The 16304-nt window shown below is 68.4% G+C and carries 12 protein-coding genes; 8 read left to right on the top strand and 4 right to left on the bottom strand.

The features are described 5' to 3' along the window. The first annotated feature begins 78 nt into the window (after positions 1–78). A complete protein-coding gene (locus tag ACIUM1_RS13060) occupies positions 79–621 on the top strand; it encodes a hemophore (RefSeq protein WP_406813119.1) in 543 nt (180 codons plus the stop codon). 106 nt (positions 622–727) lie between these two features. Here ACIUM1_RS13060 and ACIUM1_RS13055 read toward each other — a convergent pair whose 3' ends face one another. Then, positions 728–1918 (bottom strand): YbhN family protein, encoded by a 1191-nt coding sequence (locus ACIUM1_RS13055; RefSeq protein ID WP_406813118.1) that lies wholly within the window; start codon positions 1916–1918, stop codon positions 728–730. Positions 1919–2087: 169 nt separating this feature from the next. Here ACIUM1_RS13055 and ACIUM1_RS13050 point away from each other — a divergent pair, with 169 nt between their 5' ends. Beyond that, the gene (locus tag ACIUM1_RS13050) at positions 2088–3236 is read left to right on the top strand and encodes an AI-2E family transporter (RefSeq protein WP_406813117.1); all 1149 of its coding nucleotides are present in this window, start codon (positions 2088–2090) and stop codon (positions 3234–3236) included. Between the two features lie 42 nt (positions 3237–3278). On the opposite strand, the gene ACIUM1_RS13045 is transcribed toward ACIUM1_RS13050, so the two are convergent. Genes ACIUM1_RS13045 through trmB form a run of 3 tightly spaced genes read right to left on the bottom strand, consistent with a single transcriptional unit; the run spans position 3279 to position 7716 of the window. After that, a complete protein-coding gene (locus tag ACIUM1_RS13045; RefSeq protein ID WP_406813116.1) occupies positions 3279–6146 on the bottom strand; it encodes an MMPL family transporter in 2868 nt (955 codons plus the stop codon). A 60-nt stretch (positions 6147–6206) separates the two neighbouring features. Beyond that, a complete protein-coding gene (locus tag ACIUM1_RS13040; protein WP_406817662.1) occupies positions 6207–6920 on the bottom strand; it encodes an NYN domain-containing protein in 714 nt (237 codons plus the stop codon). 13 nt (positions 6921–6933) lie between these two features. Further along, the gene (gene trmB, locus ACIUM1_RS13035; RefSeq protein ID WP_406817661.1) at positions 6934–7716 is read right to left on the bottom strand and encodes a tRNA (guanosine(46)-N7)-methyltransferase TrmB; all 783 of its coding nucleotides are present in this window, start codon (positions 7714–7716) and stop codon (positions 6934–6936) included. A gap of 191 nt (positions 7717–7907) precedes the next feature. Here trmB and ACIUM1_RS13030 point away from each other — a divergent pair, with 191 nt between their 5' ends. From ACIUM1_RS13030 to ACIUM1_RS13005, 6 genes are all read left to right on the top strand, one after another. Then, positions 7908–9005: a hypothetical protein gene (locus tag ACIUM1_RS13030; RefSeq protein ID WP_406813115.1), complete on the top strand. Its 1098-nt coding sequence runs from the start codon at positions 7908–7910 to the stop codon at positions 9003–9005. Continuing rightward, positions 9002–10546: a hypothetical protein gene (locus ACIUM1_RS13025; protein ID WP_406813114.1), complete on the top strand. Its 1545-nt coding sequence runs from the start codon at positions 9002–9004 to the stop codon at positions 10544–10546. Before ACIUM1_RS13030 ends, ACIUM1_RS13025 begins: the two co-directional genes overlap by 4 nt. 160 nt (positions 10547–10706) lie before the next feature. Then, a complete protein-coding gene (locus tag ACIUM1_RS13020) occupies positions 10707–12533 on the top strand; it encodes a phosphoenolpyruvate carboxykinase (GTP) (RefSeq protein WP_406813113.1) in 1827 nt (608 codons plus the stop codon). A 66-nt stretch (positions 12534–12599) separates the two neighbouring features. Next, positions 12600–14117 carry a fatty-acid--CoA ligase FadD4 gene (gene fadD4 / locus ACIUM1_RS13015; protein ID WP_406813112.1) on the top strand — a complete coding sequence of 506 codons (1518 nt, stop codon included), beginning with the start codon at positions 12600–12602 and terminating at the stop codon, positions 14115–14117. A 3-nt stretch (positions 14118–14120) separates the two neighbouring features. Beyond that, positions 14121–15062 (top strand): enoyl-CoA hydratase/isomerase family protein, encoded by a 942-nt coding sequence (locus ACIUM1_RS13010; RefSeq protein ID WP_406813111.1) that lies wholly within the window; start codon positions 14121–14123, stop codon positions 15060–15062. A 43-nt stretch (positions 15063–15105) separates the two neighbouring features. Then, on the top strand, positions 15106–16191 hold the full coding sequence (locus ACIUM1_RS13005) for an IS630 family transposase (protein WP_406813110.1): 1086 nt from the start codon (positions 15106–15108) through the stop codon (positions 16189–16191). The last annotated feature ends 113 nt before the right edge of the window (positions 16192–16304 follow it).

The following is a 16304-nucleotide window of genomic DNA, read 5'->3' as shown; positions in this document are numbered from 1 at the left end:
GCTCAGTGTGGCCGTCTGTCGCAGCCGTTTGCGAGGCGCCGATCCCGGCGGTCCGTCGCAAAGCCGTAAGGAGTTTCCATGACCAGAGCCACCGCTGGGCGGGGACGCAAAATCTTCGCCGGACTGATCGCCGCCACGGTGCCCGGTGCGGCCGTTGCGGTGCTCGCCGGCGCTCCCGCGACCGGCGCCAACGACCCGTGCGCGGCCAGCGAGGTCGCCCGGACGATCGGCTCGGTCTCCAAGTCGATGGGCGACTACCTGGACTCGCACCCCGAGACCAACCAGACGATGACCTCGATGCTGCAGCAGCAGGCGGGCCCACAGTCGGTGTCCGGGCTGAAGTCCTACTTCGAGGCCAACCCCAAGGTCGCCGGCGACATGACATCGATTGCGCAGCCGCTGACCAACCTGTCGCTGCAGTGCAAGCTGCCGATCTCGATCCCCCAGGCGATGGGCATGATGCAGCAGGCGCAGGGCGCGGCCGGCGGGCTGCCCGCGCTGCCGGGTAACCCCGCGGGCGCGTCGCCGTTGGGCGGGACCACCGGCGGCGCCCCGGCGGCGGCGCCGCCCGCGGCGACCAGCCCGCTGCCGGGCCCGTCGCGCGGCAACACGGTCGGCTAGGCCGGGGGTGGCGACCCGCTTCGCCCGGCCACGCCCTGTAGTGGCGACCCGCTGCGCCCGGCCACGGCCGCGCTTGCGATCGCCACGGCCGCGCTTGCGATCGCCACTAGGCCGGGCCGTCTTTCTCTGGATTGCGATCCGCCGGATTCCGGTCGGGCGGTAACGGCCCCTGCAGGGCGGTCTCGGTGGGATCGGCGGCGGGGTCGGCGTGAAGCGGCACGATGGGCAGCGGTCCTGTGATCGGGTCCTCGTCGGCGTCGGCGACATTCTCCGTGCGGAACACGAAGAAAAACACCACCCAGCCGATCGCGGAGATGAGCAGCCAGCTGATCAACCGGTAGATCAGCATCGCCGAAATCGCGTTGGGCAGCGACATCCCGCTGGACACCAGGCCGGGCACCAGCACCGCCTCGACGATCAACAGGCCGCCGGGCATCAGCGGTATGGTGCCGACCGCGCGGGCGGCCGCGTAGGCCACCGTCAATCCGGCCACCGAGGCGTGATCCCCGGCGGCGTACGCGGCGAAGCCCAGGCAGGCGACGTCGGCGATCCAGTTGAACATCGACCAGCCGAACGCCACCCCCAGGTCGCGCCGGCCCAGGCTCACCGATTCCAGCTGCATCAGCGTCTCGCGCCACTTGTCCAGGCCGGCGTCGGCCGGCCGGCCGCGCACCGCGTTGACCCACGCCAAGACCCGGCTGCCGATGCCGTCGATCAGTTCCGGCCGCGACGCGACGGCCTGCGCCAGCAGCAGCAGAGCGACGAAGCCGCCGAGGGTGAACAGCAACGAGAACGGGTTGTTCTTCGCGCCCAGCAGGAAAGCGCCGCCCAGCCCGAGCAAAGCCAACCCCACCGCCTGCAGCACGCCCGACATCACCAACTGCCACGACGCCACCACCGTCGAAGCGCCCCAGAGCCGCTGCTGCCGGAACAGGAAGGTCGCCGACAGCACGGGCCCACCGGGCAGCGTGGTACTCAGCGAATTGGCGGCATAGAACGCGGCCTCGGAGCGCAACTGCTTGACGTTCACGCCGGCCGACTTGAGCAGGGTCCGCTGGATCTGGGCAAAGCTGTGCATCGACGCGGCCGCCGCCGCCACCGATGCAAGCAGCCACCACCAGTTCGCCTCGTACGTGCTCCGCCAGGCCTTGGCCAGCTGATCCCAGCCCAGCGAAACCTCAACGGCAAGGACGACGGCCACCGCGCCGAGGATCACCCATCGCGCCCACCAATACTTCCCGCGGGCGGCTTCTTCGCGCGGGAAGTGGAGATTGCGGGCGGGTGCGTCGTGCGGCACGTGATTTAGGGTAACTGTGCAGGTGGCGCCGCGATCGGTGCGCATCGCCAACCGTGTCTCGGACGTTCTGGGGTCGTAACCGGATCGTGGCGGCGGCGCTCGCTCCGGATGACGCGCGGACGCCCTCGAGTCACGTTTGGCCGCGCGTCGCGGCGGATAGGCTGGCCAAATGTCAGCAAACGTCGACGATGAGTCGGTCGAACCCCTTGTCCGCAAAGCCGCAGCCTGGGCCTGGCGTTTGCTCGTCATCCTGATCGCCGTGCTCGCCCTGTTGTGGGTGGTGCAGAAGCTCGAAGTCATCGTCGTTCCGGTGCTGGTGGCGCTGCTGCTGAGCGCGTTGCTGGTGCCGGTGGTGGACTGGCTGGACACGCGGGGCCTGCCCCGCGGTGGCGCGGTGGCGCTGGTGTTGTTCGGGGGCTTCGCGATCCTGGGCGGCATCCTGGCGTTCGTCATCCTGCAGTTCATCGACGGCCTGCCCGGCCTGACCGAACAGGTGACGCAGAGCATCGAGTCGACGCGGCGCTGGCTGATCCACGGGCCTGCGCATTTGCGCAACGAACAGATCGACAGCGCGGGCAACGCCGCCATCGAGGCGCTGCACAACAATCAGGCGAAGCTGACCAGCGGGGCGATCTCCACCGCGGCCACCGTCACGGAGCTGGTCACCGCGGCGGTGCTGGTGCTGTTCACGCTGATCTTCTTTCTCTACGGCGGACGCAACATCTGGCGGTACGTCGTGCAGATCATCCCGTCGCACGTCCGCGACCGAGTGCACGAAGCCGGCAACGCCGGATACGGGTCGCTGATCGGGTATGTGCGGGCCACCTTCCTGGTGGCCCTGACCGACGCGGCCGGGGTGGGCACCGGTTTGGCCATCATGGGCATCCCGCTCGCGCTACCGCTGGCGTCGCTGGTGTTTCTGGGCGCGTTCATCCCGCTGGTCGGTGCCTTGATCTCGGGCCTGGTGGCCGTGATGGTCGCGCTGCTGGCCAAGGGCGTCGTGTACGCGCTGATCACGCTGGGCTTATTGATCGCGGTCAACCAGATCGAGGCCCACCTGCTGCAACCGCTGGTGATGGGCCGCGCGGTCTCGATTCACCCGCTCGGCGTGGTGCTCGCGATCTCCACCGGCGGCGTGCTCGCCGGCATCGTCGGCGCCCTGCTGGCGGTTCCGACGGTGGCGTTCCTCAACAACGCGATCCACGTGCTGCTGGCGCCGGATCCGTCCGCCGAAGCCGAGAAACAGACCGAGGACGCGGACGAGAAGAACACCATCCTGCAGGCCGAACCCGACCAGCCCGAGGACGAACCCGCCTGAGGCCCAAGCCTTTCCGGACGTTCGTCGGCGCAGGGCGCTGAGCTACAGCCGTCCCTCGCGACGCAGCAGATCCGCAGCGGACAAGCCGCCGCCGGAACGCCGGCGTTGCCGCGCCGGGTCGCCGTTCTCGCCCTGGCCGCGCGCATCCACCTGGTCGGCGGGGGCGTCGGGGTCGGTGCCCTCCGGGCGCAACTTCGGCAGGGCGGTGGTGGGCTCGGCGGCGTCGCCGTTGTCGTCGGGCCGGTTGCCGGGCACCGGGATGGCCCGCGTCTGATCGCCCGACGGCGGTGCCGCCGGACCAGGCGCCGGGGGTCGCGGGGGAGTTTGCGGGGCCTGCGGTGGGGGAATGGTGGGCGGCCGGTCACGGCCGGGCGCTCCCTGCGCGGCGAAGCGCGTCGTCTTCGCTTCGGTGGGTTGGCTGGGTCGGGCCGGGATGCGGGTCGTGCTCGCGACGGGATCCTGCGCGGGCCGCGGATCCGCCGGGCGCACCGGGCGCGCCGGCTCCAGCGCTCCGGGGTGGGTCGGGTCGTGCGGGGGCCGCGGTGCCGCGGCGACCAGGCTGGCCGCCACGGGTGGCCGCGCCGGCCGACCGTTGAGCGTGGGCCGCTTGCGCTCGTCGGGCAGGTCGATCTCGCCGAGCCCGATCTTGTTCTGCAGGCGCCGGGCCCAGCGGGGCGCCCACCAGCAGTCGTCGCCGAGCAGCTTCATCACCGAAGGCACCAGGAACATCCGGACCACGGTGGCGTCCAGCAGCAGCGCCGCCATCAGACCGAAGGCCAGATATTTCATCAACACCAGATCGGAGAACACGAACGACCCGGCGACCACCGCCAGCACCAGGGCGGCGGCCGTGATCAGCCGGCCGGTGGTCGCGGTGCCGATCCGGATGGCTTCGGCCGTCGACATGCCGCGTTCGCGCGCCTCGACCATGCGCGAGACCAGGAACACCTCGTAGTCGGTGGCCAGACCGAATCCGACGGCGACGACCAGCGCGATCACCACCACCATCAGCGGGGTTGGCGTGAAATTCAGCACGCCCGACAGGTGCCCGTCGACGAAGATCCACGTCAGGATGCCCATCGTGGACCCGAGCGTCAGTGCACTCATCACCGCCGCCTTGACCGGCAACACCACCGATCCGAACGCCAGGAACATCAACAGCATGGTCGCGCCCAGCAGCAGCACCAGCATCAGCGGAGCCTTGTCGAACAGACTGTGGATGCTGTCCTGCTCCAGGGCCGGCGTGCCGCCGACATAGAGGTTCAGCCCCTTCGGGGGGTTCACGGCCCGCAGTTCGGCGATCTTCTTGGCCGCATCGTTTTTGTTGACCAGGCCGTTCTGGATCACCCGCACCGAATCGTCCTTGGGCACCGTCGTCCCGTTCGGGCCGGGCACGCAGGGGTTGCCGGCGATGGCCGGACACGGCCGCTCCTGCCACTGTTTGTCGGTGAAGCCGCCGATCGAGGAAATCCGGTTGCGGATGTCGGCCACCTGCTGGTCGGTGACCTTGCTGCCGTTGCTGCTCTGGATCACCACCGTCAGTTGCTCGGTCCGGTAGCCGGGGAATCGCTTGTCGAAGTGCTCCTGGGCCAGGCGCACCGGGTTGTCCGGCGGCAGGTACTTCTCGCTCATGCCGCCGAAGGACAGGTTGCCCAGCGGAATCACCAGCAGAATCATGCCGACGGCGATCGGGATGGCGAACGCCAGCGGTCGCTTCATCACCCAGTTGACCAGCTTGCCCCAGAAGCCGGCCTCGACCTCTTCGCGGGTCTTGGTCTTCTGCAGCCGGTCCGCGAGCCAGTTCAGGTAGGCGCGCGACCACTTCCAGTTCCGCAGGAACGGCACCCGGAACGCCGTCCGCACCCCCAGCGCGTCGACGTGGCGGCCCAGGATGCCCAGGCAGGCCGGTAGGAACGTGATCGACAGCAACGCCGCCAGGCCCACCGCGGCGAAGATCGCGTAGGTCAGCGAATGCACGAAGCCCTGCGGCAACACCAGCAGGCTGGCGCTGGACGCGATGATCAGCACCGCCGAGAACGTCACGGTGCGCCCGGCGGTCATCACGGTTCTGCGCACCGCGGCCTCGGTGTCGTAGCCCTCGGCTATCTCCTCCCGGAACCGGCTCACCACGAACAGCCCGTAGTCGATGGCGATACCCAGACCGATCAGCGAGACCACCGGCTGGGCGAAGAAATGCACCGGCCCGAACACGGCGACCAGCCGCAGGATGCCCAGCGAGCCCGCGATGCTCAGGCCACCCACAATGGCCGGCAGGCCGGCGGCGACGGCGCCGCCGAACACCAGGAACAGCACCACCGCCACCAGCGGCACCGCCAGGACCTCCATGCGGCGCTGGTCGGTCGCGATGGTGCCGGTCAGGGCGTTGGCGATCGGCTCCAGGCCGGCGAGTTCCACCGCGCCGCCGTTGAGCTTCTGCAGCGCCGGCGCGATGGCCTTGTAGTTATTGAGGATGCTGTCGTCGTCGTCGCCCTTCAGTGGGATGGAGACGAACGTGTGCTTCTTGTCATCGCTGACCATGCCCTTGATGACCGGGTTCGTGCTGTCGGGAGCGGCCAGCCAGCCGGCCCAGCCGACGACCTGATCGGGGTGGTCGGTCTTGAACTTGTTGAGCTCGGCGACGACCTTGTCCCGCCAGGAGGAATCGTTGACCGTTTGCCCGTTGGGCGCCGTGAAGGTGGCCACCACGTGGCTGGTCCGGTCCCGGCCGTAGGTCTTGTCGCCCAACACCGAGGCCTTGACGGATTGGCTGCCGTCGTCGTAAAAGCCGCTCTGTGTAACATGCTTGCCCAGGCTGATTCCGAAGACGCCGCCCAGCAGACACAGAGCTACCGTGACCCCGATCACGATGTACCGGTATCGGTACACAGTTCGACCCCACCAGGCGAACACGCAAGCTCCTTACTGGATCGTTAACGACCCGCGTGGTGTCTTTCGGTTTCCAAGCCAGTGTCACACACGCGCGGTCAGCAGCGCGGACAGCGGCCGGAACGGCTGCAGCCACGCACCCTGGTCAGGCAGCGAATCTAGGCCGATCCGCGGCAACGGTTCCCGGAAGACACCAGCGATATCCTCCAGATCAACGAAGTCCAAGGTATCCGACGCTAGCGCCCAACTCGCGTGTTCGCGAAATCCGATCACCTGGACGCTGACGCCGCTTCGTGCGATGTCTTCGAGCGGCTGACGAAACGCCTGACCGTCGGCGGACGCCACCACCAGCGCCGCCAACCCTTCGGTACGCCGCAGTTCGATATGAGCCAGCATGTCGCGGTCGACGTCGCTGTCCTCGTCGATCTTCGGCTTGGCGAACACCGCAAACCCCACGTTGCGCAGGGCGTCCACCCAGGGTCGGACGACCTCGGCGCTGCCCGGTGCGATGTTGGTGAAGACGGTGGCCTCGGGCTCCACCACGACGCCCGGGCGATCGGCGCTGACCTCGGCCGTGCGCGCCAGCAGCCATCGCCCCAGGGCGTCGAACCGCGGGCGTTCCAGGGCTGTCGGGCGGCGCCCCAGGATGGAGCCCAAACCCATGTCGAGGTTCGGGGCGTCCCACACCAGCAACACGCGTCCACCGGGAGGGGAGAAGCCGCCCAGCTCGTCGCCGCTCAGCAGCGCCGGCGGCGCGACGGGTTCGGCCCCCGAAGCGGTCTCTTCGGCCAGGCTCATACTCATCGCCTACTCATCGTCTAAGCCAAATGAATTCGGTGACGGCGCTGCCCGCTTCTTGAGCCTTCGTCTCGTACTTCGTGGTCGGGCGCACAATCGAGACCGGCAGCGCAGTGCCGGGGTCAACCGGATGCAGCCGGGGCTCGCCCGCACCGACTTCGGCGATGTGCTCGGCATAACCCGCATGGTCCGTCGCAACGTGCAGGACACCACCAGGGAGTAGCCGGTCGGCTATCAAGCCAATCGTGCCGGGCTGCAGGAACCGGCGTTTGTGGTGCCGCGCCTTCGGCCACGGGTCGGGAAAGAAGACGCGAACCCCGGTCAGCGAACCCGGGGTGATGAGGCGTTGCAGGACGTCGAGGGCATTGCCGCGGATCAGCCGGATGTTGCTCACCTGGTCGCGGTCGATCGCGCACAACAGCTGCGCCAGCCCGCGGCGGTAGACCTCCACCGCGACCACATCGACATCGGGTTCCTCCTTGGCCATCGCCAGGGTGGATGTGCCACTGCCGCAACCGATTTCGAGTACTACCGGGGCCTGCCGCCCGAACCATGCGCTGATATCCAGCGGGGGCTCGGGGCCGTCGGCCTCCTCGACCGCGGCGCCCACCGACACGCCGAGTTCGGGCCAGCGCCGCTCCCACGTCTGGCGCTGGGCATCGGACAGCGCCGATCGCCGCGATCGGAACGCCGTGGCCGGGAGATAGCGCTGGTCGGGACGGTCCGGGTCCCCGGTTGGCGTGTCGGCAGACGTCGCCACCCCGCGCTGCGCATGCATTTGTCCATGGTGGCCTATAAACCCGGGATGTAGCCGCCCCTGGTCCGGATTGATACCCAACAGTTGCCTTGAACTGGTAACTGATTAACGGTGGCTCGCTTCTTGGTGACGCGGGTGCCACCATTCGGTGGGACCGTCCGGCCCCGACGTTGCTTCAAGTAGCGGCAGCGCCGGCCGGGCACGGGTCATCCAGACCGAACAGGCGGGATATGAGGGGACAAGGACACCAGACTTTCGTCGACGAGTTGGCGCGGTTTGCGGCCGATCAGGCCGACCCGCGCGTCACGGCGATCGCGCGGCGATCGGGCGCGCCCCTGCGGGTGGTGGTGCGCGGCCGCCGGGGGGTCGGCTGCCGCACGGTGCGCCGCGCCCTGGACGGCGCGGGACGCGCGGCGGGCATCGCGGTCGACGCCGGGCTGACCGATCGCGAGGTCGAGGCGGTGGTCTACGTGATCGCCGAGGTGGTCAAGCCGGAAGACACCCAGGCGATCACCCAGATGTCAGCGACCGGGCGCCCGGCGCTGGCGGTGCTGAACAAGGCCGACCTGGCGGGCTCGCTGTCCGGCCGGGGCGGCGACAGCCCGATCGCCGCGGCGCGCGCCAGGTGCACGCAGCTGTCGGCGCTGATCGGCGTGCCGATGGAACCGATGACCGGCCTGCTCGCGGTCGCCGCGCTCGACGACCTGGACAGCGCCCAGTGGACGGCGCTGTCCGCGCTCGCCGCTCACCCCGGCACCGCCTGCTTCGACGGCTCCTTCGCCGCATTCCTGGCCGCCGACGCCCCGGTGCTCACCGAGGTGCGGCACCGCCTGCTGGCCACCCTCGACCTGTTCGGCACCGCGCTGGCCGTCGCCGCGTTGCGGCAGGGCCGGACCCCGGCCCAGGTGTTGACCCTGCTGCACCGGATGAGCGGCGTCGACGCCGTCCTGGCCGGGATCGGCGCGCTGGGCGCCGAGGCGCGCTATCAGCGGGTGCTGGACGCCGCCGCCGAACTCGAGGCGCTGGCCGTCGGGGGTGGCAGCCTCGGCGAGCGGATCAGCGGGTTCCTGTCCCGGGACGACACCGTGGTCGCCCGGATGGCGGCCGCCGTCGACATGGCAGAGGCGGCCGGACTGGAGCCTGGCGATCAACGGCCGCTCGACGTGCATCGGGACCCGTCGGCGCACCTGCCGCGGGCGGTGCGGTGGCAGCGCTACAGCCGCGCGTCGGCCAGCGAGCTGCACCGCGCCTGCGGCGCCGACATCGCCCGGGGATCGCTGCGGCTGTGGTCCCAGGCCTGCGCCTCGCTGCCCGGGGAGTCCTGGTGAGCGGCGAAGCGAGCGACAATCCCGTCGCGGCGGTGGACGCCCTGGTGGCCGCGGTCGCCCCGGAGCTGGATCCGCCGGCGATTCACCGCTCCGACGTGGTGCTGGTGACCGGCCCGTGGATGGCCGGGGTCACGGCGGTGGCCGACGCCCTGCGCGAGCGGCTGCCGCAGCACAAATTCGTGGAGTCGACCGACCTGGGGCCCGGCGAGGTGCCGACGGCGGTGGTGTTCGTCGTGTCGGCGGCGGCCAACCTCACCCCGTCGGACTGTGCACTGCTGGACGCCGCGACCGAGCACACCGACGCGGTCATCGGTGTGGTGTCCAAGATCGACGTGCATCTGAACTGGCGCGACATCGTCAGCGCCAACCGCGGCTCGCTGGGCGCGCACGCGCCCCGCTACGGCCGGGTGCCCTGGGTGGGTGCGGCGGCCCTGCCCGACCTGGGTGACTCAGACGTCGACGACCTGGTCGAAGCCGTAGCGGCGCAACTGAACGACCCCGATCTCGCACGGCGAAACAGGTTGCGTGCGTGGGAATCTCGGCTGCAGACGGCGGCGCGGCGGTTTGACCGGGAGGTCGAGGGGTCGGGCCGGCGGGCTCGGGTCGAGGCGCTGCGTGATGAGCGCAGCGCCGCGTTGCAGCAGCGTCGGCAGGCCAAGAGCGAACGCACCATCACGCTGCGCGGTCAGATCCAGCAGGCCCGCGTCCAGCTGTCCCATTCCGCGCGGAACCGGTGCGCGACGGTGCGCACGGAGCTGCAGGAACACGCGGCCGGTTTGTCCCGGCGCAACATGTCCGGCTTCGAGGAACTCACCCGCGACCAGCTGGACTCGGTGGTCGCCGAGGTCAGCGAGGACACCGACACACAACTGGCCGAGGTCGCGCAGGTGGTGAACGTGCCGATGGAATTGCCGCCACCCGAGCGGCTGCCGGCCGTCGACGTCTCGCCACCCCCGCTGAAATCGCGCCGGCAGGAGACCTGGCTGACGATCCTGCTGGGCGTCGGGTTCGGACTCGGGGTGGCGGTGACGCTGAGCCGGCTGATGAGTGGGCTGGCCTCGCGGCTGAACCCCGCGCTGGCCGTCGTCGCGGCCCTGGTGTGTGTGGCGATCTCGCTGGCGCTCACCTTCATGGTGATCAACATCCGGGCGCTGCTGCACGACCGGGCGCTGCTGGACCGCTGGGCGGCCGAGGCGACGTCGTCGCTGCAGTCGGTCGTCGAGGAGCTGGTCGCCACCCGGGTACTGGCGGCCGAGTCGCTGTTGAGCAAAGCGCTGCTGGCCCAGGACGAGTCCGAGAACGCGCAGGTGTCGGCCGCCGTGGGAGTCATCGACACCGAACTGCGCGAGCACGCCCTGGCCGCCGCGCGGGCCGCGGCGGTGCGTGATCGGGAGATGCCGGCGATCGCAGCGGCCCTGGCGGCCGTGCGTGCAGAACTGGGCGAGCCGGGTATACGAGAGGACGAAAGTCACTCCGAAAACGCCGGCGGTGACGAGACCGAAAAACCCGCTTCGAGGAGCGAACATGGCGATTCGTCGTGAACTTCTGAATCGTTGTAGTGAGAAGGCTTATACCCGCCCGAGACTTCCCCGACAAGATCCTCAGGATAACCTGTAGTTAACGCCACCAAATCCTTAATCGTGTGGGCGAGAGCATAGCGAGCAGCACCAGCCCGATACGCAGAAGATCCAGGAGAGTTCGATGACCTCAGCGACCATTCCCGGTTTGGACACAGCACCCACGAATCACCAGGGCTTGCTGTCATGGGTGCAGGAGGTCGCCGAGCTCACCCAGCCCGACCGGGTGGTTTTCGCTGACGGCTCCGACGAGGAGTTCAACCGGCTGGCCACCCAACTGGTCGAGGCCGGCACGCTGAAGAAGCTCAACGAGAAGAAGCACCCCAACTCCTACCTGGCGCTGTCGGACCCGTCCGACGTGGCGCGGGTGGAATCCCGAACCTTCATCTGTTCCGAGCGCCAGATCGACGCGGGCCCGACGAACAACTGGATGGACCCGTCCGAGATGCGGTCCATCATGACCGATCTGTACCGGGGCTGCATGCGCGGTCGCACCATGTGGGTGGTGCCGTTCTGCATGGGCCCGCTGGGCGCCGACGACCCCAAGCTGGGCGTGGAGATCACCGACTCCGAGTACGTCGTCATCTCGATGAAGGTGATGACCCGGATGGGCAAGGCCGCGCTGGAGAAGATCGGCGACGACGGATTCTTCGTCAAGGCGATGCACTCGGTGGGAGCGCCGCTGGAGCCCGGCCAAAAAGATGTGCCGTGGCCGTGCAACGACACAAAGTACATCACCCACTTCCCGGAAACCCGCGAGATCATGAGCTACGGCTCGGGCTACGGCGGCAACGCGCTGCTCGGAAAGAAGTGCTACTCGCTGCGCATCGCGTCGGCGATGGCCCACGACGAGGGATGGCTCGCCGAGCACATGCTGATCCTCAAGCTCATCTCCCCGGAGAACAAGGCCTACTACTTCGCCGCCGCGTTCCCGTCGGCGTGCGGCAAGACCAACCTCGCCATGCTGCAGCCGACCATCCCGGGCTGGCGCGCCGAGACGCTCGGTGACGACATCGCCTGGATGCGGTTCGGCAAGGACGGCAGGCTGTACGCGGTCAACCCCGAGTTCGGTTTCTTCGGCGTCGCGCCGGGCACCAACTGGAAGTCCAACCCCAACGCCATGCGCACCATCGAGGCCGGCAACACCGTCTTCACCAACGTGGCGCTCACCGACGACAACGACGTGTGGTGGGAGGGCCTGGAGGGCGAGCCGCAGCACCTGATCGACTGGAAGGGCCGGGACTGGACGCCCGAGTCGGGCGAAAAGGCCGCCCACCCCAACTCGCGCTACTGCACCCCGATGTCGCAGTGCCCGATCCTGGCGCCGGAGTGGGACGACCCGCAGGGCGTGCCGATCTCGGGCATCCTGTTCGGCGCCCGCCGCAAGACCACGGTGCCGCTGGTGACCCAGGCCCGCGACTGGCAGCACGGCGTGTTCATGGGAGCCACCATGGGCAGCGAGCAGACCGCCGCGGCCGAGGGCAAGGTCGGCACCGTGCGCCGCGACCCGATGGCGATGCTGCCGTTCCTGGGCTACCACGTCGGTGACTACTTCCAGCACTGGATCGACCTGGGCAAGAACTCCGACGAGTCCAAGATGCCGAAGGTGTTCTTCGTCAACTGGTTCCGCCGCGACGAAGACGGCGGTTTCTTGTGGCCGGGCTTCGGCGAGAACAGCCGGGTGCTCAAGTGGATCGTGGACCGCATCGAGCACCAGGCCGGCGGCCAGGACACTCCGATCGGCATCGTCCCCACGGCCGACGACCTGGACCTGGACGGTCTGGACGTCGACGGGGACGACGTGGCCAAGGCGCTCGCGGTCGACCCGGCTGAATGGCGCGAGGAACTGCCCCTGATCGAGGAGTGGTTCGAGTTCGTCGGGGACAAGCTGCCCACCGGCGTCCGCGACGAGTTCGAGGCGCTCAAGCAGCGGCTGTCCGAAGCGGGCTGAACCCGTGGGCGGCGCGGCCGTCGACCACTTAACACCCGTCAAGTTTGGCGGCGGTACAGTCTGCGCATGCAGATCCGCCCCTACCTCGGCGCTGACAAACCTGCTCTCATCCTGTACCCGTCCGGAACGGTCATCACTTTTGACGACCTCGAAGCCCGTGCCAATCGACTGGCGCACCGGTTTCGCGACGCGGGTCTGCGCGAGGGCGACACCGTCGCGATCCTGATGGAGAACAACGAGCACATCCACGCGGTGATGTGGGCGGCTCGACGCAGCGGTTTGTACTACGTGCCGATCAACACCCATCTGACCGCGGCAGAGGCGGCCTACATCATCGACAACAGCAGCGCGCAGGCCATTATCGGCTCGGCGGCGCTGCGCGACACCCTGGCCGGCCTGGCCGAGCATCTGCCGGGTGGACTTCCCGAGCTGCTGCTGATCGCCGACGGCGACCTGCCGGGCTGGGAGCGTTACCCGGAATGCGTTGCCGGCCAGCCCGATACCCCGATCGATGACGAGATCGAGGGCGACCTGCTGCAGTATTCGTCGGGCACCACCGGCCGGCCCAAGGGCATCAAACGCGAATTGCCGCACGTGCCACCGGCCGAGGCGCCCGGCATGATGTCTGCGCTGGTCGGTTTCTGGATGACGCCCGACTCGATCTATCTGAGCCCGGCGCCGTTGTACCACACGGCACCGTCGGTGTGGTCGATGAGCGCGCAGGCCGGTGGGATCACCACCGTCGTGATGGAGAAATTCGACGCCGAAGGCTGCCTTGACGCCATCCAGCGGCACCGGATCACGCACGGCCAGTTCGTTCCGGCGATGTTCACCCGCATGCTGAAACTGCCTGAGCGGGTTCGCCATTCGTATGACTTGTCCAGCCTGCAGCGGGTGATGCACGCGGCGGCCCCCTGCCCGGTGGAAATCAAGAAGCAGATGATCGACTGGTGGGGGCCGATCATCGACGAGTACTACGCGTCCTCGGAGGCGCACGGGTCGACGCTGATCACCGCCGAAGATTGGCTGGCGCATCCGGGTTCGGTCGGCAAACCCATGGGGGGCGCCGTGCACATTCTCGATGAACACGGCAACGAATTGCCGCCAGGGCAGGCCGGCGAGATCTACTTCGAGGGCGGTTATTCCTTCGAATACCTCAACGATGCCGCGAAAACCGCCTCGTCGCGCGACAAGCACGGCTGGGCCACCGTCGGGGACATCGGCTACCTCGACGAGGAGGGTTACCTGTATCTGACCGACCGGCGTCACCACATGATCATCTCCGGCGGGGTGAACATCTATCCGCAGGAAGCCGAGAACCTGCTGGTCACTCACCCGAAGGTGTTGGACGCCGCGGTGTTCGGGGTGCCCGACGACGAGATGGGCCAGCGCGTCATGGCGGCCGTGCAGACCGTCGATCCTGCCGACGCCACCGACGAATTCGCCGACGAGTTGACGGTGTGGCTGCGAGACCGGTTGGCGCACTACAAATGCCCGCGATCGATCGCGTTCGAAGCGCAGCTGCCGCGCACCGACACCGGCAAGCTCTACAAGAATGGGCTGATCGAGAAGTACTCGGTGTGACCGATGCTCCGGGTGGTCGACCTGTCGAGCGCGCCGCAGCACGGCCCGGCGTCGCCGCCCGGTGTGATCGTCGCCGTCGGCTCGGCCGCCGATATCGCCGCGGCCGGATTGTGGCTTGACGCAGCGACTTTCACGCTGACCGAGGCGCCCTGCGCCGACCGGCGGGTGGTCACCGTGGATTCGGTGCCGGCGGCCGTCGACGAGCTGACGGCGCGCTGCGAACGCTGGCCGCAGGCCAGCGCGATCTGTGACGACGTGCTGCGTGGCGTCGATCCGCATGCCCCGACGCTGTCCGGGGTGGTGGCGGAGTCGTTGGCGTACTCGACCCTGCAGGCCGGTCCGGAGTTCGCGCGGTGGTTACGCGACCGCGGCCCGGTCCGCATGCCGGAGATCGTCGACCCGGTGCGGGCGAGTCGCGACGGCGATGTCGTGCGCATCGCGTTCAACCGGCCGCAACGGCACAACGCCTTCTCCACCGATGCGCGCGCCGCGCTATTGGAGGCATTGACGGTCGCGCAGCTGGATCCGTCGGTCACCGGCGTCGTGTTGAGCGGCAACGGTCCGTCCTTCTGCAGCGGCGGGGATCTGGCCGAATTCGGCACCTTCGCCGATCCGGCGAGTGCGCACCTGGCTCGCACCCGCTACAGCCCGGCTCTTGCCCTCGACGCACTGGCCGCCCGGCTGGGCCGCGGCTGCCGTGCCGAGGTGCACGGCCGGGTGCTGGGCAGTGGACTGGAGATGGCGGCGTTCTGCGGATGGGTCACCGCCCGCGACGATGCGGTGTTCGGGCTGCCCGAGCTGGCGTTGGGGCTGCTGCCCGGGGCCGGCGGCACCGTCAGTGTCACCCGGCGGATAGGCCGTTGGCGCACAGCGTATCTCGTATTGTCCGGCCGTACGGTTGACGCGCGGACCGCGCTGGCCTGGGGGCTGGTGGACGAGATCTAGTGTCGCGAGTCGTTAATTCGCGATCACTGGGTAGACTTGGGGTGTGCCGAGTCCGATTGCTGTGCCCGTGGTGTTGACCGATGAGGAACGTGAGCAGTTGCAGGGATGGGCGCGCCGCCCCAAGAGCGCCCAGGCGTTGGCCTTGCGCTCGCGGATTGTGCTTGCCTGCGAAGGGGATTCGAGTAATACCGAGGTAGCACGCGATCTGGGTATCACGCGGGGAATGGTGACCAAGTGGCGTAATCGCTTTGCCGCTGACCGCCTGGAGGGATTGCTCGACGAGCCGCGCCCGGGCCGGCCCCGGGTGGTCGGTGATGAGCGGATTGAAGCGTTGATCACCGCGACGCTAGAGACCACGCCCCCCGATGCCACGCACTGGTCGACGCGGTCGATGGCCGAGCATCTGGGTTTGAGCCAGTCGATGGTCTCGCGGGTGTGGCGGGCGTTCGGATTGGCTCCGCACAAACAGGATTCGTGGAAGCTGTCCAAAGACCCGCTGTTTGTCCAGAAGGTCCGTGACGTCGTCGGGTTGTATCTGAACCCACCCGAGCGGGCGGTGGTGTTGTGCGTGGATGAGAAAACCCAGATCCAGGCCCTCAACCGCACCGCACCGGTGTTCCCGATGCTGCCCGGCACGCCGGCGCGAGCCAGCCACGACTACGTCCGCCATGGCACCTCGAGCTTGTATGCCGCCCTGGATCTGGCCACCGGCCAGGTCATCGGTGCCCTGCACTCGCGTCACCGCGCCCAGGAATTTCTGGCCTTCCTCAAGAAGATCGACACCGCGGTGCCTGCCGACTTGGACTGCCATGTCGTCTTGGACAATGCCTCCACGCACAAAACACCGCAGGTCAAACGCTGGCTGAACGCTCACCCACGCTTCGTGTTGCACTTCACCCCGACCAGCTCAAGCTGGCTCAACCTCGTCGAGCGCTGGTTCGCCGAACTGACCACCAAAAAACTGCGCCGTGGCACCCACACCTCGGTGCGCCAACTCAACACCGACATCCGCGCCTGGATCGACACCTGGAACGACAACCCGCGCCCCTACGTCTGGACCAAGACCGCCGATCAAATCCTCGAATCCATCGCCAACTACTGCAAGCGAATTAACGACTCACAACACTAGCGTCCGTGCTGCGCCGACGGTCTTTGCGCGGGCAAGCGTGTTGAATACCCTGTGTCCGTTGGGTTTACGGCCACCGTCAGCCGTCAACGGTCAGCGGTCAGTAGAGCAGTGAT

Source organism: Mycobacterium sp. M23085, assembly GCF_045343915.1.
Taxonomy (GTDB): domain Bacteria; phylum Actinomycetota; class Actinomycetes; order Mycobacteriales; family Mycobacteriaceae; genus Mycobacterium.
This window is presented reverse-complemented; position numbering and strand designations above follow the sequence as displayed.

What these genes read in the sequence shown, in the direction of transcription:
- ACIUM1_RS13040 (WP_406817662.1), bottom strand. Translation starts at nt 6,920, where the DNA reads ATGAGCCTGGCCGAAGAGACCGCTTCGGGGGCCGAACCCGTCGCGCCG.
- ACIUM1_RS13010 (WP_406813111.1), top strand. Translation starts at nt 14,121, where the DNA reads ATGCTCCGGGTGGTCGACCTGTCGAGCGCGCCGCAGCACGGCCCGGCG.
- ACIUM1_RS13030 (WP_406813115.1), top strand. Translation starts at nt 7,908, where the DNA reads ATGAGGGGACAAGGACACCAGACTTTCGTCGACGAGTTGGCGCGGTTT.
- ACIUM1_RS13020 (WP_406813113.1), top strand. Translation starts at nt 10,707, where the DNA reads ATGACCTCAGCGACCATTCCCGGTTTGGACACAGCACCCACGAATCAC.
- fadD4 (WP_406813112.1), top strand. Translation starts at nt 12,600, where the DNA reads ATGCAGATCCGCCCCTACCTCGGCGCTGACAAACCTGCTCTCATCCTG.
- ACIUM1_RS13050 (WP_406813117.1), top strand. Translation starts at nt 2,088, where the DNA reads ATGTCAGCAAACGTCGACGATGAGTCGGTCGAACCCCTTGTCCGCAAA.
- ACIUM1_RS13060 (WP_406813119.1), top strand. Translation starts at nt 79, where the DNA reads ATGACCAGAGCCACCGCTGGGCGGGGACGCAAAATCTTCGCCGGACTG.